The following is a 19,117-nucleotide window of genomic DNA, read 5'->3' on the forward strand; positions in this document are numbered from 1 at the left end:
ATTAATTTATTTTCAACAAAATGTTTAAATGATTCAAACAAACACTTTCTTTGCTTCAATATCTACCAGCTTATGATTATCTCCATCATTTTACTCCTTATAGGATTTGTGCTTTTGGTTTATGGTGCCGAAAAATTGGTGGATGCTGCATCGGCTTTAGCCGCAAATTTTGGGATTCCCAATATTGTCATAGGCTTGACGATTGTAGCATTTGGTACTTCCGCCCCGGAGTTGGTGGTCAATATTTTTGCCGCAGTCAGTGGTTCATCCGAAATGGTGATGGGCAATGTTCTGGGAAGTAATATTTTCAATGTGCTTGGGATTTTGGGGATTTCGGCTCTGATTTATCCGCTTACTGTCAAATCAAATACAACTTGGATAGAAATACCATTGAGTTTGTTGGCAGCCGTGCTGATTTGGATTTTGGCAAATGACATGCTTTTGGATTATCAGGTTGGCAATTTGATATCCAGGTCTGAAGGTTTGGTATTGATCTTGTTTTTTGCGGTTTTTTTGGTTTACAACATTACGGTTTCGAATAGCTCCCAAGAGACGGGAGAAACGATTGAAATTCCGTTGGGTTACACCACGACAAAGTCCGTCCTTTGGATTGTGGTTGGATTGGCAGGGTTGATAATCGGAGGAAAATTGATAGTGGACAACGCCGTTGAAATAGCCAAGATATTCGGAATGTCGGAAAGGTTGATTGGTCTGACCATTGTTTCTATTGGCACTTCCCTGCCAGAGTTGGCCACTTCTGTAGCAGCAGTCAGGAAGAAGAAAGTAGATATAGCCATAGGCAATGTGGTGGGTTCCAATATTTTTAACACCTTTTTGATTTTGGGCCTTTCATCCATCATCATGCCGGTAGAAGTCAATCAGGCCAGTAATCTCGATATCCTCGCCAATATTGTGGCAGGGCTGTTATTGTTCCTGTTTATTTTTACGGGAAAAGGTAGGGCACTTGAAAGATGGGAGGGAGGTATTCTTTTGGCTTTATATATTGGCTATTTGGTGCTTTTGGTATTCACTTGATATGTATTCCGACTTTCTTTCGACCAGAGAGATTTAATCTTGTTTATTCCAGATTTAGATATTTGTGGATGATATGTTCCGATTTTTTCGGGATTAGACTTCCTTTGATAGTTATTCTCTGAGGTATTTTAGATCTGATCTAAATGATATTCTACATCTTTTTGCTATAATGTCATTTACACAAAAAGACTCAGCCAGCCAAAAACAAACCCCAAAAACCCTCCTACAATCAGCTCGAAAAGGCTGTGTCTTTTCATCTCCAATCTTGACCAGGATATCAGTAAAGCCAAAACCAATAAAATTATTCCAGGCCATAAGCCTATACTGAAAACAGATACAGCAATATAAAATGCTATCCCCGCATGCATGGAAGCTTTTAATCGAAGGTTGATCAATGCCATCAACAAGACCATTGCAAAAAATAATAGAGACTTTGAAATCACCTCTTTTGGAAAGTCAAATACCCAAAAAACCAAAAGCAAAACAATAAATAAAGTGATGGCAAAGGGATAAAACCCTTTTCGTTGTTGCTGGTCTGAAACATCAAAATTGGTATAAGTTCCTTTTTTGGTTTTTCTCCAATTATTTAAAACGATAGGTACAGTAATAAGGCAAATAACTGAAAGAGAAACTGCCATTGCAGTTTGATTGGGCAGGTTGTGAAAACTCATCAATATCACATACAAGCTTCCCAAAAGTAGCGGATGGCCAATGATTGAAATGGTTCTAGCCAATTTCATTGTTTTCTTCCTTATTGTGGGATTGCAGGCTCAATAAGGTCCCAAAGGTTTCCATACAAATCTTTGAAAACCGCAACTTTTCCAAAGGTCTCTACGCTTTTTTCTCTGAAAATCCTGATCTCTTGGTCAAGGAGGTTTTGGTAGTCTCTATCAAAATTATCGGTATATAGGAATAGAAATACCCGGCCCCCACTTTGATTGCCCACTGCTTTTTCTTGTTCTTTCCCAACTGCTTTTGCCAACAAGATGTCACAGTTGCCTTCCTGATGCCCCGGAGGGGCGATTCTTACCCACCTTTTGGTTTCAGACATAGCTGTGTCTTCCAAAAGTTCAAATTGTAGTTTCTGGGTATAAAATTCAATGGACTCATCATAATCTCTGACCACCAAGGAAATTCTTGCAATGAATTGTTTCATTTTTTTCTAATAATGCTCAATCCAGTTAAAGTATAGTTTTCGTAAATCAATATAAGAAAACTATTATATGCATGTACTCAATTATGCCAGAAGATTGGACATCCATGTTAATTCTCGTCTGAGGACTGAAATGCCCGATATATCGGTCTTCCGACTTCGGTCTTCCGTCCCGATTGAAGAAGAATATAGGGTTACTGGCAAAGAAGCGTATATCCATAAACTATTATTATCTATCTCTAATTAAAACACTGTTTGCGGTTCAGTTTGTGGTTAATTTTTTGGACTTTCAGGTGACCCCTAGCGGGTCATCTGTTTTTATGGATCGACAAGAGTGTTTCTTTCGCCATCAATTCATAACCTTTGTCTGATGGATGTATGCCGTCCGAAGCCAATAGATCAGAATAAATCTCAAATTTGAAATTATTGAAATCCAAAATGGGTATTCTTTTCCCTAAAGATTTTAGTTCCTGGGTCAGGACACTCCTGTGCATGCCCAAGAAAAAACGCATTATTCCCGGGATTGAAGGGAAATGTTGCACAGTTGCGATGGATAGGATGATAATCTTTTTGACTGACTTTTGGTTTTGCAAAGAACACCAAGCTTTCCGAAAAAGCCTGGTGTTTGATGAATTACAAAACAAGAAATTAAGTGGTGTTGAATAGGCCTTTAACCCCCGGATTTTTTGGCTTTATAACCTTCCTGAAGTAAAATCTGCAAAACCTTATCCCGATGGTCTCCTTGGACAAGTATTTCCCCATCTTTGGCACTGCCACCCACTCCACATTTGCTTTTCAGAAGTTTACCGAGTTCTTTAAGGTCATCTTCCTTACCAATAAAGCCATCAACCAACGTCACTTGTTTGCCACCTCTAGACTTTTTATCCAGCATGACTTTGAGGTTTTGTTGTTGGACAGGAAGGGTGTTGGCTTCGGCATCACCATCAAAATCATAATTGAAATCTCCCCGGGTCGAATAAACAACCCCATCCCTTTTCTTCCAATCGTTATTCTTGTTTTTTGACATATTATTTTTTTGCTTTCATAGTCCATACAGGCCTTTTGGCTGCATTGACCACATCCTCAGCGATACTGCCGCTCAAAAGATGCAAAAAGCCTGTTCTGCCATGAGTTGCCATGGCAATCATATCAGCTTTCATGTCTTCTGCATATTCCAAAATCCCATCTTCTTCCGAGGAACTGTTGTAAACCACCATTGAAGCGGCATCTAATTCATGATCTTTGACAAAGGATTGGATTTTTTGAAGGGATGACCTGGTGTTTTCAAAAATACTTGGTGTATTGATTTTCACCAGATGTAATTCAGCTTGAACGGTGCTGATGATAGCTTTGAGTCTGTTGATGACATCACCGGGGACTTCATTGAAATCACTGGCAAAAACTACTTTGTGGATATCCTTGGGTGATATAGGGCTTTTGATGGTGATAACCGGGCACGAGGCGTTTCTTACCACTTTTTCTGTGTTGCTGCCTATCAATACCTCTTCCAGTCCGGAAGAACCTTTACTTCCCATGATGACGATATCTGCATTGGCATCCGCTATTTCCTTTGATATGCCGGCAAAAGGATTTCCAAATACCATTTTGGTTTCGAATGAAAAACCTTGGTCTTTGAATTTGGATTCAAATTCAGCCATTTGTTTTTTTCTTTTTTCGACCAATTCAATCATGAAAATCTGGGATGCCTCATTACTGGATGCCATAACATCTCCCATACTGTTAAAACTCTGTGGTGTGGGGAGTTCTATTACATGGAAAAGTTTTAAGAGGTTTTTGGTCCTTTTTGCCATTTCGCGGGCAAATTCAAATGCATATTCAGCTTCTTTGGAAAAATCATAAGGTACGAGAATTGTTTTCATGTCTAAGGGTGTTTTATTGATTCAGTAAAATACAAAAAATACATCAATCCCATCAATAGCTTTCTGTTTTTATCAAAAAAATATTAAACCCACCCCAAAAGCCAATACCCATAGTAAAGTGGAAACTGCCATTTTCTTTAGATAAGGATCCAGTTCTTTTGAACTTGTTTTTTTACTTACTGCTTTACCCACTTTCAGCATCAGAGGGAGTACAATCAAGGCTAGCAAGCAACCCCAACTTTGATCTGCAAATGCAAACAGCAACAAAAATAAATTTCCTCCAATGATCAATATCCAATTGTAAACTACCGCTTTTTCCCGCCCTATTCTCACCGGAATTGATTTTTTTCCGGCATTAATGTCAGAGGAAATATCCCTGATATTATTGATGTTCAATACAGCCGTACTGAACATACCCAAAGAAACAGCAGGTAATAATACGGTGGGATCAAAGGAGAGACTATGAAGATAATAGGTGCCCGAAACCCCCAATAATCCAAAAAACAGAAATACAGAAATATCTCCAAATCCGGCATAGCCATAAGGTTTGTTGCCCGAGGTATAAGTGATGGCAGCAACTATGGCCGCTATACCAAGACTTAAAAACACAATGAACAGTTTCATGTCCTGAAGGGCAATATAAAGTAAAATCAGACCTGTGATAAGAGATAAAGCGGTAAAGAGAAAAATAGCTTTTTTCATCTCAGAAAAACTGAGTATTCCTGACTGTACCGCACGTATCGGACCTTCTCTTTCGGAACTGTCGGCGCCATGCACACTGTCTCCATAGTCATTGGCAAGATTGGAGAGCATTTGCAGAAATACAGTGGTCAAAGCTGCAAAAATCAGAACATCCGGCCGGAATGCCTGTTTGTGGGCGGCAAGGAATGTTCCAGCTAAAATACTTGATAAAGCCAATGGCAGTGTTCTCAATCTGAGGGCATGAAGCCAAGCTTCTTTTTTACTGGACAGGATAATCTCCACGGTTTGTTTTTTGGCAATGATAGTAAAAAGACCTGTCTCCTAAAAGAAAACAGGTCTGATCGGGACAAACAACTTTTTAAGCTTGAATTAATTTTATAATTTCTTCGTCCATTGGTTTGACTGATGAGGGGAAGAATTTAACCAATTCTCCATTTTCATTGATAAAATACTTACAAAAATTCCAGGAAGGCTCTTTATCGTTCCAACCGTTCATGTCCTTATCGGAAAGCCATCTGAAAAGGGGATCCTTGTCTGCACCTTTTACTGAAACTTTATCCATCATTTTGAAGGTGACTCCATAATTTTCAGAACAGAACTGCTTGATTTCTTCATTGGTACCTGGTTCCTGACCACCGAAATTGTTGGCAGGGAATCCGATGATGGTTACTTTGTCCCCATGTGCTTCATGCAGCTTTTGCAGATCTGCATATTGAGGCGTATAACCACATTTGGAGGCAACATTGACCAATAACAATTTTTGACCTTTGAACTTGGAGAAATCAACCAATTCTCCGTTGATGTCTTTCATTTTGAAATCATAAATTGATTTTTCCATAAGTAGTTGGTCCAAAGTGGTGATCTGACTGTTGTCAGATTTTTGTTTCTGAATACCGGAAGTGCAAGCAAACGCGATAATAGCGAATAGAAACAGGATTTTTCTCATAATTACATTCTATCTGGGACATTAATTCCTAATAACTTCATGCCTGCTTTGATTGTTTTGGCAGTCATGACAGAAAGTGCAATTCTAAATGATTGGACTTTTGGATCCGATTCATTAAAGATAGACAATTCTGCATAGAACCTGTTATATTCTTTTGCGATATCAAAAAGATATTGGGCCACTTGGGAAGGAGAGAATTCTTCTCCTGCCTGCCTGATTTTTTTCTCAAAGTCATTCAAAACCACAATCAGGTCTCTTTCTGCATCTTCAAGTTTATCTAATCCTTCATATCCCTTTGGGGAATAATCCACCCCGATCTGATCAGCTTTTCTCAATATGGACGATATTCTTGCATGGGAATATTGGATAAACGGTCCGGTGTTTCCCTGAAATTCTATTGATTCCTGTGGATTGAACAGCATTCTTTTTTTCGGGTCAACCTTGAGGAGGAAATATTTCAAAGCTCCCATTCCCAGTGTTTCGTACAATTCTGCGGCTTCTACTTCGGTGAATCCATCTATTTTCCCCAATTCTTTGGTGTGGGATTCTGCAGTGGAGATCATCTCGTTCATCAGGTCATCCGCATCCACTACGGTACCTTCCCTTGATTTCATTTTGCCTGTAGGAAGATCTACCATGCCATAAGATAGATGGTAAAGGCCATCGCCATAAGGTCTGCCAAGCTTCCGCATAATTTTGAACAGCACATCAAAGTGATAATCCTGTTCATTGCCTACGACATATACGGATTTGTCAAATTTGAAATCCCTGTATTTGAGTTCGCATGTACCCATATCCTGGGTGATGTACACAGAAGTCCCATCAGCCCTCAAAACCAGTTTTTCATCAAGCCCTTCTTCACTAAGGTCAACCCAGACGGATCCATTTTCTTTTTTAAAGAATATTCCTTTTTGAAGGCCTTCCTCCACAATGTCCTTGCCCAACAAATAGGTATCTGATTCATAATAAAACTGATCGAAATCAACCCCCATTTTCCTGTAAGTGGCATCGAAACCCTCATATACCCAATTGTTCATGGTTTTCCAAAGGCCAACAACTTCGCTGTCCCCAGCTTCCCATAATCGCAACATCTCTTGGGCCTCTACCATCAAAGCTGCATTTTTCTTAGCTTCCTCCTCTTTCGAGCCGTTTTCGATCAATTCGGCGATTTGCTTTTTATACTCCCTGTCAAAAATCACATAGTATTTTCCGGCCAGATGATCTCCTTTCAATCCACTCGATTGGGGAGTTTCTCCGTTGGCGAAATGCTTATAGGCAACCATGGATTTACAGATATGGATGCCACGGTCATTGACCAGGTTGGCCTTGATGACTTCGTAGCCATTTGCTTTTAGGATTTCCGCTACCGAATATCCCAAAAAATTGTTTCTGAGATGTCCAAGGTGGAGGGGCTTGTTGGTGTTGGGTGAAGAGTATTCCACCATTACTTTTTGTCCGTTTTTTGGAAGTCTTCCAAAATCCGCGTTTTTGGATAATTGGGCAAAAATATCCAGCCAGGAAGTTTCTTTGACAGAAATATTGAGAAAGCCCTTGACCACATTAAAACCCTTGACCACATCACAATGGGCAGTCAGGAATTCACCGATTTTGGTTCCGCTGACTTCAGGGTTGAGCTTGGTGACTTTCAAAAAAGGGAAAACCACAAATGTAAATGTACCTTCAAACTCCTTATTGGTAGGCTGAAGTGATATTTTATCGTCACTGACTTCGTGGTCAAACAGCTCGTTGAAAGCTTGTTGGATAGTTGTGGATATTTTTTGTTCTAAAGTCATTTAATAGATATGAGATATTAGATGTGAGACATGAGACAAAAGACTCCTCCGTGGTTGGGGAGACTTTTACGAGAAGTCCAAATTTAGACGGAATGAAGAAAGTTGCTCTACTTTAAGCCCTTTATATCGCTAATGTCATTATTTAAAATTTTTGCACCTCAGAAATTGTCCACTAATGATTTTGTGGTGGCTTCAAGGATATCGAAGGCATTTTCAGCCATCAGATTTTCGGTGTCCAAGGTAGGGTTTACTTCCACGATTTCCCAACAGCAGACCCTTTTGTCTTTGATCAGTTCCTCATTAAGCTGTAAAGCTTCTTCAACAGTCAACCCATCAGGAACCGGGGTTCCCGTACCGACAGAAATGGAAGAATCCAGACTATCCACATCAAATGAAATGTAAATCTGATCGCAGTCTTTAAGGATTTCCAAGGTTTCTTTGGCAATGGTTTTGATCCCTTTAGATCTCACTTCGGACGTAGGGAAGTTTTTGATTCCATGTTTTTGGATAATATGGTCTTCAGGCTCTTCTGTATCCCTAACTGAGATAAATACGATATCTTCCGGATTTAAATTAGGGGATTCTCCTCCTATTTTCTTGATTTTCTCCCAAAACTGAACGGTGTCTTCTGAAGGTTCATTTACCTGACATTCCTTGTTGTCGATCTGAAGGCACATAGCCAATGGCATTCCGTGCATATTCCCTGATGGGGTAGTGTAAGGTGTATGGAGGTCAGCATGTGCATCAATCCAGATGACGCCGAGACGTTTTTCAGGATGTGCTGCCTTGATTCCCATGATCGTACCTGCCGCAGTGGAATGGTCACCTGCCAGGACAATCGGGAATTTTTTGTCCAACCTTAACGATTCAATGCTGCTATATACATTTTTCAGCACATGGTAAACTCCGTCAATATATTTGGCATTGGAAAATTTATTGGCCCTGAACAGGAAATTGTTGGCGTCCTGCACATGGACCGGATCAAATTGACTGAAAAAATCAGATGTTTTGTCAAGACTTGCTATTTTGAGGGCATCAATGCCCAAACTTGCCCCTCTGGTACCAGCGGCGATTTCAGAGCGGACTTCTACTAGCTTAATATCTCTCATAAAATTATATCAATAGGGTTTATAATAATTCTTTGTTTTGGTGCCGCAAAAGTAGGGATTTGGGAGGGGAGAACCAAGGGGTTTGAAGGATGAAGGATGAGGGATGAAGGATGAAGGTGTCATGAGAACTTGATGGCTTGCCGTCATTGCGAGGAGCACTTCATTTTTACTTTCCAATATGGAGAACCCTTTATGCGACGTGGCAATCTCATGGGGTGAGTTAGAAGCTTGTAAAGTAAGCCAACCACAAGGATATGAGTGGACACACTCACATGGGCAACAACATCCAAACAACCTTAAAACCTTTTTCAACCATTGATAGGAAAGTCTTTTTGGATTGGGAATAATCTTGGTAAGTTTGGTGGTATTTTTATTTGATCGTAAGACAAACCACCGTGTTGAAATAATTAATAATGCTTGAGTCCAAATTGCCACATATAGGCACCACCATTTTTACAGTAATGTCCAAAATGGCGGCCGACCACAGTGCCATCAATCTTTCTCAGGGCTTTCCCGGCTTTGACTGCTATCCATATCTGAAAGATCTGGTCAGTAATTATATGGATAGCGGTCACAATCAATATGCTCCGATGAGTGGGGTGGAGGATTTGAAAAACCGGTTGGCAGAAAAAACCAAAACCGTACATGGAATCCAATTGAATGCGGAAGAGGAGATAACTATAGTTTCGGGAGCTACTGAAGCATTATATGCCGCAGTTACGGCCGTGGTCAGAAATGGAGATGAAGTAATTCTTTTGGAACCGGCCTATGACAGTTATGCGCCTTCTGTGGTGTTGAATGGTGGTGTTCCGGTTTATGTCTCTTTGGATTTGCCTGATTTTTCTGTTAACTGGGAAAAGGTAAAAGCTGCCATTACTGACAAAACAAGGCTGATCATGGTCAATACACCACATAATCCCTGCGGGTATGTATGGACACAGGAAGATCTGAATACTTTGGCAGACCTGATCAAAGACAGGGAGATTTACGTGGTCAGTGATGAGGTGTATGAGCAAATCACCTTTGACGGCCAAAAACATCTTTCTTTAATGACCCATCCATTGCTCAGGGAAAGGACTTTTGTATGCTGTTCTTTTGGCAAGACATTTCACATTACCGGTTGGAAATTGGGCTATTGTCTTGCACCAAAGAACCTAACAACGGAATTCAGAAAGATCCATCAGTTTCTGACCTTCAGCAGCTGTACCCCAATGCAGTATGCTTTGGCAGAATATATGACTGAGCCCTCCCGTTATATTTATCTGAATGATTTTTACCAAAAAAAGAGGGACTTTTTTTGTCAGGGGCTAAAAAACACACCATTTAAATTCACCCCGGCGCAAGGCAGTTTTTTTCAGTTGGTTTCTTATGGACATCTCTCAGATGAATCTGATTATGACCTTGCGGTCAGGATGACCAAGGAAATCGGTGTGGCGAGTATTCCGGTATCGGTTTTTTATCATGATCAAAAAGACCACAAATTGCTCAGGTTTTGTTTTGCAAAAAATGAAGATGTTCTCGAACAGGCCTTGGAATTGTTGTGCAGTCCTATTTTCTGATTTCAACCGATTTTGGTTAAAAGAATGACAATGGAATTGGCCTTCAGGTGATAGGATCCGTTGGCAAGAGGTTTTGCATGCTGCCAAAGGCAGATATCATCGGGTGATTCCAAGGAGGTATCTATCCATCTTCTCCAGGTTACTTTTTTGCCGTCCACTTCTTGGGGGACTTCAAAGGTCAGTTGTTTTCTGTAAGCATTGACCATATAGTGCATGGCCATCTTACCGCTCAGGGCATTGATGGTCATGGCAATGCTGTGTGAATTTTCGGACCAATCGGGCTGTTCGAGTTTGATTCCATGCCATTGAATGGTGGACTGGGTCAGAAATTCCCTTAAATTGAGGTTGAAATTTGCTTGGGCAGATTCCCTTTTCAGTCTTTTTTTGATCAGGATTTTTACAAATCTGAAAATGTCTTTATTTTTTTTGATAAGGTCCCAATCAAACCATGAAAGTTCGTTGTCCTGACAGTAGGCATTATTGTTGCCATTTTGGGTATGCAGGATTTCATCGCCCATCAACAGCATCGGGGCGCCAAGGGAGAGCATATTCAATGTCAAAAAGTTTTTTATCTGTCTTCTTCTAAGCTTAAGTATTTTTGGATTATCGGTAGGTCCTTCTACACCACAGTTCCAGCTTAGGTTTTCATTGTTGCCGTCTTGGTTGTATTCACCGTTGGCCTCATTGTGCTTCTTATTGTAAGAAACAAGGTCATGCAAGGTGAATCCATCATGGCAGGTAATAAAATTAATGCTTTGTTCCAATTCCCTTTCTTTGGCTTCATACATATCAGGACTTCCGATCATGCGGGTCACAAAAGCACCTACTTTTCCTTTGTCCCCTCTCATAAAGCTCCTGACATCATCCCGGAATCTTCCGTTCCACTCTTTCCAACTGTCTCCGGTAAAATTGCCAACCTGGTACAGACCTGCTGCATCCCATGCTTCCGCAATCAACTTGGTCCCGGCAAGAATTGGATCGGACTCAATGTCCCAAAGAATAGGTGGATTTTCAATAGGATTGCCTCTTTCATCTCTGGACAAAACAGAAGCAAGATCAAATCGAAATCCATCCACATGCATGTCCCTGACCCAAAAATGAAGACTTGAAAGAATCATTCTCCTCACAATGGACTGATTTGCATTGAGGGTATTTCCGGTACCTGTATAATTCTTGTACTTGGATCTGTCTTTTTCGAGGATATAGTAAACACTGTTGTCAATTCCTCTGAAAGTGCAGGTAGGACCCTCTTCATGATTTTCTGAAGTATGGTTGTAGACCACATCTAAAATCACCTCAATACCCGCTTTGTGCAAGGCTTTGACCATGTCCCGGAAATCATCCAAAACCTGGAGGGGGTTTTTTCCGGTGCTGTATCCCTGGTGGGGAGCAAAAAATGAAATAGGGCTGTAGCCCCAGTAATTTACCCTGCCTTCAGGTGCATCCTGTCTGTCAAATTGAAATATCGGAAGCAATTCCACTGCTGTGATACCCAATTCAACCAAGTACGGGATTTTCTCAATCAAGCCAAGAAATGTTCCTCTTTTACTTTTCTCCACGTCTGAATTGGCCATTTTGGTAAATCCTCCTACATGGAGTTCATAGATCACTGTCCGTGAAAAAGGTCTTCTAGGATGTTCATCTCCCTCCCAATCATATTTTTTAAGGTCAACCAATACACTTTTCATAGACCTGGCAGTGGAATCTCCGAAAACACTCAAGGCTTTGCGGTCATATCCATCAGGTATGGCTACAGATTTGGCATAAGGATCCAGAATCACTTTTGAAGCATCAAAACGATGACCTTTGGATGGCTCAAAAGGACCATGGATGCGATATCCATATAATTGACCCGGTTTTACACCTTCTACATATACATGCCAATACTTATAAGTCTTGTTGATGTTTGGATGCAATTTGATTGTTTGGATGGGTTCTATGTCTTCTGCTTTATCAAAAAACAATAACTCCACCCATTCCGCATTTTTGGAGAACAGACAAAAGTTGATTCCGTCTTCCATAAAGGAAGGACCAATGGGAAAACTCTGCCCAGGGCTATGCTTGTATTTCAATTTTCGGGGTGACATAGGGTGATATGTTCAACAAAGGAAAGGATAAATTGTTAAGAAACAAGGGATGTATTGTGGCTGTAAATAGTCCTAATGGTGTAAATTTTCTTTAAAAAGCATGAACTGCTTATTCGTTTGTTTATGAATCATTATATTGATTTTTTTAAGTAAACTTAATTTAAAAAAAAATATCCATGAAGTAATTGGAACGGCCTTTGAAAAAAAATCAATTGTGAAAAAAAGAGATTACGATGCGATAGTAGTGGGTTCAGGACCAAACGGATTGGCGGCAGCCATAAGGATGCAGCAGAAAGGATTGGCTGTGCTTTTGATTGAGGGTGCGGATACCCTGGGTGGAGGGATGCGGACAAAGGAATTGACCTTGCCCGGATTCCGTCACGATGTTTGTTCGGCTATCCACCCTTTGGCTGTTTCCTCGCCATTTTTACAAACCTTACCATTGGATAAGTTTGGACTAGAATGGATGGAACCTGAAGTCTTGGCTGCACATCCTTTTGACGATGGTACTGCTGCATATCTATATCACTCAATTGAGGAAACCGCAGGAGAATTGGGCAGTGATGAAAAAGCTTATCGTGATTTGATTCAGCCGATCGTCAGGGATTGGGAAAATCTGGCAGTGGATTTTTTGGCACCCTTGGGAATTCCCCGACATCCCATTTCTTTTGCCAAATTCGGCATCAAGGCTTTGAGATCTGCCAATGGACTGGCCAGATCAATTTTCAAAACCGAAAAAGCCAAAGGGCTATGGGCCGGTATGGCTGCCCATTCGATCCAGCCTTTGGACAAACTCACCACTTCCGCTGTGGCACTTGTGCTGTTGGCTTCAGGACACCACCGGTCCTGGCCAATTCCCAAGATGGGTTCCCAGTCTATAGCCAATGCCATGTCAGCCTTTTTTAAATCCCTGGGAGGTGAAGTACAGATCGGTTTTTATGTCAGGCATTTAAATGAATTGCCAAAAGCCAAAGCTTATTTGTTTGATGTTACGCCCAAGCAACTGATGGAGATAGCCGGGGAAAAATTTTCCAGGCTGTACAGGTGGCAGTTAAACAGGTTCAATTATGGGATGGGGGTGTTCAAAATTGATTGGGCATTAAAGGAAACCATCCCATTTTCTGCCGAAAAAGCCAGATTGGCCGGGACGGTACATCTTGGAAACACTTTACAGGAAATAACAAAATCCGAAAAAGAAATTTGGGAAGGCAAGCATCCGGATCATCCTTATGTACTGCTCGCCCAGCAAAGTATTATAGACAAAAGCAGGGCACCTGAGGGAAAGCATACGGCATGGGCTTACTGCCATGTGCCCAATGGTTCCAGGCAGGACATGACGGCAATAATTGAAGCCCAGGTCGAAAGATTTGCTCCTGGATTCAGGGATATAATTATTGGAACAAGCACCATGAATGCTATGGAGATGCAAGATTATAACCCTAACTATATCGGGGGCGATATCAATGGAGGTGCCATGGATATTACCCAGCTTTTCAACAGGCCGGCACTGAGGTGGTCCCCATACCGGACTTCCTCTAATAGAATTTATATCTGTTCGTCATCCACCCCACCCGGTGGAGGGGTACATGGGATGTGTGGATTTCATGCCGCCGAAAGGGCAATTAAGGACCTGTTTCGTTAAGTTGAAAGACCTACCGGACGGATGGCAAAGTGTAATTCAAGAGAGGTATTTTTAAAAATGCCGATATAACTGATTGATTTTTATGGTTTTTAGTAGAAAAATACCCTGTTTACGGGATTGTTTAAAGATCTTTTGGTTATTAAATTTGGTTAGTTCTTAGTATTTTCCGGGTTTTTAAATTTTTATTTTTATGTACATCGAGAGAAAACATTGTGAATACTGCGGCAAATTGGTTCATGGTAGATCAGATAAAAAATTTTGTGATGATTACTGTAGAAGCAGTTTCAATAATGAAAGACGGGTATTTGATTCCAAAGGAATGAGAAATATCATCAACACCCTCAAATTGAACAGGAACATCCTCGAAAGTATAGTTGCAGGGGGTGTTGAAAAGGTCAAGGTACCAAAGGAAAAACTGGTCAGGTTGGGCTATAATTTCAAATACCATACACACATCTTTACCGATTGGAAAGGGAATTTTTATACCTATAGTTTTGATTATGGATTCCTGCAATTGGAAAACGAATGGTTGTTGGTGCTTCGGGATATCAAAGAACTAAACTATAATGGTGAAACCTGAGAGGAGTTATTTTCATCATTATTTTGTTAAAAAAGAAAGTAAATTACAGCGAACTAAATTGTGTAATTTGCACCTCATTTTGAAACAAACAAATGGCTTCTCCTGGATTACAAGTACCTGATTTATATGAAGAAATTGCATTTGCAGAACTTACTGCATGGCTGTATAAAACCAAGCAAAAACCATCCATTCTTAATAGAATTACAAAAAGTACACAAAGAGGAATAAATAATCTGATACCAGAGAAAATCCATAAAGTAATTACCTATGCCATCGAAAAGATGGTGAAGGGCGTATTGTTTGGGACAAAGTTTATTACCCCTAGACCAATGCATGAACATCGCTTGGAGTTGAGGGAGTTGAAGGTCAGGAAAATCATAAAGATTTATAGAAATTCAGCATCTGCTGAAGGTGCCATTACCGGTGCAGGTGGGATTTTGATGGGATTTGCTGATTTTCCCGCTTTTTTGACCATAAAAATGAAAATGCTTTTTGAGATAGCAGCGGCATATGGTTACGATGTCAAAAGGCTGGATGAAAGATTGTTTTTACTGCACATTTTCAAATTGACCTTTTCAAGTCAGGAAACCAGAAAAAAGACCGTCGCAATCATTGAAAACTGGCATGAATATGTAAAGATAATCCCAACCAATGTAGAAGAATTTGATTGGAGGGAATTTCAATTGGAATATAGGGATTATATGGATCTGGCAAAACTTGCCCAATTGATTCCAATCGTTGGGGCAGGAGTAGGGGCAGTTGCCAATTATAGTCTGGCCAGCAAACTTGGAAATACAGCAATGCAGTGTTTTAGGCTAAGGTATTTCGGATATAAAATTTGAGGTTACTGGTAATTTTCAAGATTTTATGCTGTTTTCTTCTAAATTTCTAATATGTTTATCACCAAATTCTATGTTTGAAATCAAATTCCTAGAATTTATGAAATCTCCCGATTTGGTATATTTTTAGTCCCAATTATATTTTGCTGATTTTTTTGCGTTATTTTTGAAATGGTTTGGCTAAATAGGTAAATGAAAGGTTAAACTGATATATCCTTGGAATCAAATAAAGAAATAACATTTATTACAGGAAATTAGATGGTCAGTCCACAAACTGAAGTAAGATGGGTAGGTGAAATTAGGTTTTTTTAAAAAAAATCTTTCGAAAAACTTAAAATCAAAAAAAATATATTTAATTTTGTCTCATTAAAACTGTATTTTGTTAAATTAAAAATGTATCTCATGTTAAAAAGTTCTAAATTATTTATTCTCGCTATTTCATTAATGTTTTGTTTTTCTTTAGTATTCTCATCTTGCATTAAGGAAGAAGACCCTAAAGAGGTAATAGTTGGAGAGCCTTTTGGAGGAGGCGTTGTAGGTCATATTTTCCAGCCAGGTGACCCGGGATTTGTCTCAGGTGAGACACATGGAATTATTATTGCGCCAGTTGAACAGGTATTTGAATCTCAATGGGGATGTCAAGGTTCAGCTGTAACGGGTACTTCAACAGAAGTAGGGTTTGGAAGGATCAATACTGAAAAAGTATTGGCTTTCCATGATGCATTGCCTAATTTTTACACAAATCCAACTCAATGTCACCCTAATAATGATGGAACGGTTGCTGCAAGATTGACCCTTAATTTTGCATCAGGAGGATTTAATGATTGGTTTATGCCAAGTTTGAAAGAAATGGATTTCTTGTATCAAAACAGGGATAAAATTGGAGGGTTTTCAACCGTGGAATATTGGAGTTCTTGTGAGTCCAATGCGACAAATGCCTGTGTAATGTCCTTTATTACTGGGGAGCAGCTTTCCAAACCCAAAAGTGAAGTAAGAAGAGTTAGGGTTATCAGGTTTTTTTAAGGTTTTTTACCAAAAAAATTAAGAGGGTCATGAAATTCAGTTTCATGACCCTCTTAATTTTTTGTCAAAAATCTGTTCCTTTTTTGCCTAGATCTAAATCTTCCATCCAGATATTTCGATAGAGGACATTGTATCCCTCAGCCTGTAATTTAATTCCTCCGGGTCGATCGGTGATTCCTTTTCCATCATCATTTCCACCATCCTGACCCGAATTAGGTCCCCCCCACACCTGACTGATTTCCTTGTCTTCGTGAATTTTGATTCCATTGAAGTAAATGGTGACCCTGGCTTTTTCAGTTAATTTACCGTTTTCAAATCGGGCAGCTTTGAACAGGAAGTCATAAGCATTCCATTTCCCAACGCCATTGTAAGCTTCTACTTTTGGTAAATGCTCATTGATAATGGCTGCCATGCCATGCATTCCATAATCTCCATCGAGGATCTGAATTTCATAGCGGTTTTGTAAATAAACACCGGAGTTACCACCTTCTTCCTGAACCAAAAATTCAACATGTAACCTAAAGTCTCTAAATTCTTCTTTGGTTACAATATCAGCTGCCCCGTATAGACCTCCTGCTGCAGCAGAATCGTTACTGTTCAGAACTGTGCCCTTATCTACGGGATCTTTTACAATTTCCCATTTGATGGGAAGCTGGGCTTTGAATCTTGGACCTTCCCAATAAGTCCAGTTTTTATCCAACATTTTTTTACTTCCATCGAAAAGCATTTTTGCCTCCTTTGGTTTTTTGGCACCTACACCAACTTGGGAGAAGCATAAGAAGGGAATTGCCAGCAGAATGATAGTTAGTAATGATTTTAGTGAGACGTTCATAGTATTTGATTTTGGGTTTGATAGATAAATTTAGTTAGGATTTCCTGGTTATTTTGAATGATTTTATCCTGAATTTTTTAAACAAAAGATCTTTATCTTGCTTTCAATTATCAATTAGATCATTACATGATAAAGGTAAAGTTACTCCCATTTATTTGTTTTTCCTTTTTGATTTTCTTTTCCTGCCAAAATCAGGAACGATCAGATAATATTAGCATTGATGACCATCAATCAGAAGTTGAGGATTGGTATTCTAAAAGGGTTACTTCCTTAAAATCAGAAGAGGGATGGCTTAATTTAATTGGGTTGTTTTGGTTGGAAGAAGGAGAGAATTCTTTTGGGTCAGACCCAAAATCAGATTTAAATCTTGAATCAGAGATTTCCCCTATTTCATTGGGGATTTTTGAACTGGAAGAAGGTAAGGTTTTTTTTGCCCCCAAAACAGGTGGCATAAAAACCCAAGAAATGGAATTGGAGGAAAGAACCTTGATTTTTGATTCTGTAAGTAAGGTGTCTTACAAACTTGCCTATCAAAGCCTGAGATGGAATGTCATCAATAGACTTGATGCTTATGGTGTGCGGGTAAGGGATTTGGAAGCTAAGGCGGTTACCGAATTTGAAGGGATAGAAAGATACCCTGTTTCTTTGGACTGGCGATTGGAGGCTAAATATATTCCTTACGAACCTGTGAAGCATATAGCCATTACCAATGTATTGGGGCAGACTAGCCAAAATCCCTGTCATGGTTATGTGGAATTTGAAAAAGACGGCAAAAAATATCAGATCGATGCTTTAGAAGAGGGCGATGAGTTGTTTTTGATTTTTGCGGATGGCACAAGTGGGGGAGATACCTATGGTGGAGGACGGTACATCTATGTTCAAACCCCCAAACCTAATGGGATCACCATATTGGATTTCAACAAAGCCTATAATCCCCCTTGTGTTTTTACCCCGTATGCAACCTGTCCCTTACCGCCAAGACAAAATATATTGGATCTTGAGATTACTGCAGGTGAAAGGAATTTCGGAGAACACTGAAATTAAAGGATGAAGGTTGAATTATAAAGGATGAGCGAGGTTTGTGTACAAATTAAGGCGTGGGAACAAGTTGTACCAAGTACCATGAACAAATTACCAAGAACAAAGATGCGAGAACCGAGATGCCAGTATCAAGATGCGAGAACCGAGCTTGCCCCGAGTATACCAATTACTTAAATCTGAGTAGCCGTCATGCTGACGCAGGAAGCATCTCTCGAGGATCAGGAAAAGGATGATTTTGACCCAAAAGGTTAAACATTTTTCCAGTAATTCAACCGTTAATTGTACCGCTGGAGATCCCTCGTGCCTACCAATAACATAAATCGGAGCGGCAGTCATGCTGACGCAGGAAGCATCTCACGAGGTTCAGGAAATGATAAATTTGAACATAAATAGGACCTCAGGAGATTCCTCGTACCTACCAATGACAGATTTAGAAATGATGGTTTAGAACTATGAATAGCATTCAAATCTTGTAAATGACTTGGCCTTGTCACCTCGACGTCAGGAGAGGTCTGCAGCCCGATTTGATGTCATTACCTTTTCTGAACATTTACAAAATGTTGGGGTCTCGGCGCTTGCCTGCCGTAGGTAGGAGAAACTTGATGTCATTACCTATTCTGAACATTTACAAAATGTTAAGGACTCGGGGAAGTAAAATCAAGACTCTTAAATTTCAATGGAAAATTTACCTTCTAGTGAATTCAAAAAAAAGTCGAAAATGAAAAAACAGCATCTCCCAACCAAAGTCTGCCCTGTCTGTAACCGTCCTTTTGCTTGGAGGAAAAAGTGGGAGAAGAATTGGGAAAATGTTAAGTACTGCTCAAAAAAATGTGCAGGAAAAAATCTCTGAGTAGCCCAATTGGCGTTTTTTCCAATTGGGCTACTCAGAGATTTTT

General features: G+C 39.9%; 19 protein-coding genes. 8 read left to right on the forward strand and 11 right to left on the reverse strand.

Features of this window, described 5'->3' with window-relative positions:
* Positions 1–72: 72 nt before the first annotated feature.
* Positions 73–1,035, forward strand: coding sequence for a calcium/sodium antiporter (locus tag ACEW8O_RS22465; RefSeq protein WP_373496873.1), 963 nt, complete (start codon positions 73–75; stop codon positions 1,033–1,035).
* Between the two features lie 176 nt (positions 1,036–1,211).
* Here ACEW8O_RS22465 and ACEW8O_RS22470 read toward each other — a convergent pair whose 3' ends face one another.
* From ACEW8O_RS22470 to rocF, 9 genes are all read right to left on the reverse strand, one after another.
* Positions 1,212–1,775, reverse strand: coding sequence for a hypothetical protein (locus ACEW8O_RS22470; protein ID WP_373496874.1), 564 nt, complete (start codon positions 1,773–1,775; stop codon positions 1,212–1,214).
* An 11-nt stretch (positions 1,776–1,786) separates the two neighbouring features.
* Positions 1,787–2,191 (reverse strand): VOC family protein, encoded by a 405-nt coding sequence (locus ACEW8O_RS22475; protein WP_373496875.1) that lies wholly within the window; start codon positions 2,189–2,191, stop codon positions 1,787–1,789.
* A gap of 305 nt (positions 2,192–2,496) precedes the next feature.
* The gene (locus ACEW8O_RS22480; RefSeq protein ID WP_373496876.1) at positions 2,497–2,700 is read right to left on the reverse strand and encodes an SGNH/GDSL hydrolase family protein; all 204 of its coding nucleotides are present in this window, start codon (positions 2,698–2,700) and stop codon (positions 2,497–2,499) included.
* A 158-nt stretch (positions 2,701–2,858) separates the two neighbouring features.
* Positions 2,859–3,215, reverse strand: coding sequence for a translation initiation factor (locus ACEW8O_RS22485; RefSeq protein ID WP_373496877.1), 357 nt, complete (start codon positions 3,213–3,215; stop codon positions 2,859–2,861).
* Position 3,216: 1 nt separating this feature from the next.
* Complete coding sequence (locus ACEW8O_RS22490; protein WP_373496878.1) at positions 3,217–4,068, reverse strand: universal stress protein; 852 nt, start codon at positions 4,066–4,068, stop codon at positions 3,217–3,219.
* Between the two features lie 72 nt (positions 4,069–4,140).
* Entirely contained in the window at positions 4,141–5,052 is a 912-nt protein-coding gene (locus tag ACEW8O_RS22495; protein ID WP_373496879.1) for a 1,4-dihydroxy-2-naphthoate polyprenyltransferase, read from the reverse strand.
* A gap of 76 nt (positions 5,053–5,128) precedes the next feature.
* Entirely contained in the window at positions 5,129–5,716 is a 588-nt protein-coding gene (locus ACEW8O_RS22500) for a glutathione peroxidase (RefSeq protein WP_373496880.1), read from the reverse strand.
* Between the two features lie 2 nt (positions 5,717–5,718).
* Positions 5,719–7,509, reverse strand: a complete 1,791-nt coding sequence (gene argS / locus ACEW8O_RS22505; protein ID WP_373496881.1) for an arginine--tRNA ligase — start codon at positions 7,507–7,509, stop codon at positions 5,719–5,721.
* Positions 7,510–7,667: 158 nt separating this feature from the next.
* Positions 7,668–8,618 carry an arginase gene (gene rocF, locus ACEW8O_RS22510; protein WP_373496882.1) on the reverse strand — a complete coding sequence of 317 codons (951 nt, stop codon included), beginning with the start codon at positions 8,616–8,618 and terminating at the stop codon, positions 7,668–7,670.
* 413 nt (positions 8,619–9,031) lie between these two features.
* Between rocF and ACEW8O_RS22515 the strand changes: the two genes are divergently transcribed.
* A complete protein-coding gene (locus tag ACEW8O_RS22515; RefSeq protein ID WP_373496883.1) occupies positions 9,032–10,177 on the forward strand; it encodes a methionine aminotransferase in 1,146 nt (381 codons plus the stop codon).
* Positions 10,178–10,179: 2 nt separating this feature from the next.
* Here the strand turns inward: ACEW8O_RS22515 and glgX are convergent, their stop codons facing one another.
* A complete protein-coding gene (gene glgX, locus ACEW8O_RS22520; protein ID WP_373496884.1) occupies positions 10,180–12,264 on the reverse strand; it encodes a glycogen debranching protein GlgX in 2,085 nt (694 codons plus the stop codon).
* A 214-nt stretch (positions 12,265–12,478) separates the two neighbouring features.
* Between glgX and ACEW8O_RS22525 the strand changes: the two genes are divergently transcribed.
* From ACEW8O_RS22525 to ACEW8O_RS22540, 4 genes are all read left to right on the forward strand, one after another.
* Positions 12,479–13,906, forward strand: a complete 1,428-nt coding sequence (locus ACEW8O_RS22525) for a phytoene desaturase family protein (RefSeq protein WP_373496885.1) — start codon at positions 12,479–12,481, stop codon at positions 13,904–13,906.
* Between the two features lie 190 nt (positions 13,907–14,096).
* Positions 14,097–14,486: a DUF2116 family Zn-ribbon domain-containing protein gene (locus ACEW8O_RS22530; RefSeq protein WP_373496886.1), complete on the forward strand. Its 390-nt coding sequence runs from the start codon at positions 14,097–14,099 to the stop codon at positions 14,484–14,486.
* A gap of 92 nt (positions 14,487–14,578) precedes the next feature.
* Positions 14,579–15,328 carry an EcsC family protein gene (locus ACEW8O_RS22535; protein ID WP_373496887.1) on the forward strand — a complete coding sequence of 250 codons (750 nt, stop codon included), beginning with the start codon at positions 14,579–14,581 and terminating at the stop codon, positions 15,326–15,328.
* A 399-nt stretch (positions 15,329–15,727) separates the two neighbouring features.
* The gene (locus ACEW8O_RS22540; RefSeq protein ID WP_373496888.1) at positions 15,728–16,348 is read left to right on the forward strand and encodes a hypothetical protein; all 621 of its coding nucleotides are present in this window, start codon (positions 15,728–15,730) and stop codon (positions 16,346–16,348) included.
* A 64-nt stretch (positions 16,349–16,412) separates the two neighbouring features.
* On the opposite strand, the gene ACEW8O_RS22545 is transcribed toward ACEW8O_RS22540, so the two are convergent.
* On the reverse strand, positions 16,413–17,180 hold the full coding sequence (locus ACEW8O_RS22545) for a DUF1080 domain-containing protein (protein ID WP_373496889.1): 768 nt from the start codon (positions 17,178–17,180) through the stop codon (positions 16,413–16,415).
* Positions 17,181–17,306: 126 nt separating this feature from the next.
* Between ACEW8O_RS22545 and ACEW8O_RS22550 the strand changes: the two genes are divergently transcribed.
* Together ACEW8O_RS22550 and ACEW8O_RS22555 are read left to right on the forward strand one after the other, a co-directional pair.
* The gene (locus ACEW8O_RS22550) at positions 17,307–18,218 is read left to right on the forward strand and encodes a DUF1684 domain-containing protein (protein ID WP_373496890.1); all 912 of its coding nucleotides are present in this window, start codon (positions 17,307–17,309) and stop codon (positions 18,216–18,218) included.
* A gap of 721 nt (positions 18,219–18,939) precedes the next feature.
* Positions 18,940–19,071: a DUF2256 domain-containing protein gene (locus ACEW8O_RS22555; protein ID WP_373496898.1), complete on the forward strand. Its 132-nt coding sequence runs from the start codon at positions 18,940–18,942 to the stop codon at positions 19,069–19,071.
* Positions 19,072–19,117: the final 46 nt, after the last annotated feature.

Origin of the sequence: Aquiflexum sp., from assembly GCF_041749095.1 — a bacterium.
Taxonomy (GTDB): domain Bacteria; phylum Bacteroidota; class Bacteroidia; order Cytophagales; family Cyclobacteriaceae; genus Aquiflexum.

What these genes read in the sequence shown, in the direction of transcription:
- ACEW8O_RS22465 (WP_373496873.1), top strand. Translation starts at nt 73, where the DNA reads ATGATTATCTCCATCATTTTACTCCTTATAGGATTTGTGCTTTTGGTT.
- ACEW8O_RS22470 (WP_373496874.1), bottom strand. Translation starts at nt 1,775, where the DNA reads ATGAAATTGGCTAGAACCATTTCAATCATTGGCCATCCGCTACTTTTG.
- ACEW8O_RS22475 (WP_373496875.1), bottom strand. Translation starts at nt 2,191, where the DNA reads ATGAAACAATTCATTGCAAGAATTTCCTTGGTGGTCAGAGATTATGAT.
- ACEW8O_RS22480 (WP_373496876.1), bottom strand. Translation starts at nt 2,700, where the DNA reads ATGCGTTTTTTCTTGGGCATGCACAGGAGTGTCCTGACCCAGGAACTA.
- ACEW8O_RS22485 (WP_373496877.1), bottom strand. Translation starts at nt 3,215, where the DNA reads ATGTCAAAAAACAAGAATAACGATTGGAAGAAAAGGGATGGGGTTGTT.
- ACEW8O_RS22490 (WP_373496878.1), bottom strand. Translation starts at nt 4,068, where the DNA reads ATGAAAACAATTCTCGTACCTTATGATTTTTCCAAAGAAGCTGAATAT.
- ACEW8O_RS22500 (WP_373496880.1), bottom strand. Translation starts at nt 5,716, where the DNA reads ATGAGAAAAATCCTGTTTCTATTCGCTATTATCGCGTTTGCTTGCACT.
- argS (WP_373496881.1), bottom strand. Translation starts at nt 7,509, where the DNA reads ATGACTTTAGAACAAAAAATATCCACAACTATCCAACAAGCTTTCAAC.
- rocF (WP_373496882.1), bottom strand. Translation starts at nt 8,618, where the DNA reads ATGAGAGATATTAAGCTAGTAGAAGTCCGCTCTGAAATCGCCGCTGGT.
- ACEW8O_RS22515 (WP_373496883.1), top strand. Translation starts at nt 9,032, where the DNA reads ATGCTTGAGTCCAAATTGCCACATATAGGCACCACCATTTTTACAGTA.
- glgX (WP_373496884.1), bottom strand. Translation starts at nt 12,264, where the DNA reads ATGTCACCCCGAAAATTGAAATACAAGCATAGCCCTGGGCAGAGTTTT.
- ACEW8O_RS22530 (WP_373496886.1), top strand. Translation starts at nt 14,097, where the DNA reads ATGTACATCGAGAGAAAACATTGTGAATACTGCGGCAAATTGGTTCAT.
- ACEW8O_RS22535 (WP_373496887.1), top strand. Translation starts at nt 14,579, where the DNA reads ATGGCTTCTCCTGGATTACAAGTACCTGATTTATATGAAGAAATTGCA.
- ACEW8O_RS22540 (WP_373496888.1), top strand. Translation starts at nt 15,728, where the DNA reads ATGTTAAAAAGTTCTAAATTATTTATTCTCGCTATTTCATTAATGTTT.
- ACEW8O_RS22545 (WP_373496889.1), bottom strand. Translation starts at nt 17,180, where the DNA reads ATGAACGTCTCACTAAAATCATTACTAACTATCATTCTGCTGGCAATT.
- ACEW8O_RS22550 (WP_373496890.1), top strand. Translation starts at nt 17,307, where the DNA reads ATGATAAAGGTAAAGTTACTCCCATTTATTTGTTTTTCCTTTTTGATT.
- ACEW8O_RS22555 (WP_373496898.1), top strand. Translation starts at nt 18,940, where the DNA reads ATGAAAAAACAGCATCTCCCAACCAAAGTCTGCCCTGTCTGTAACCGT.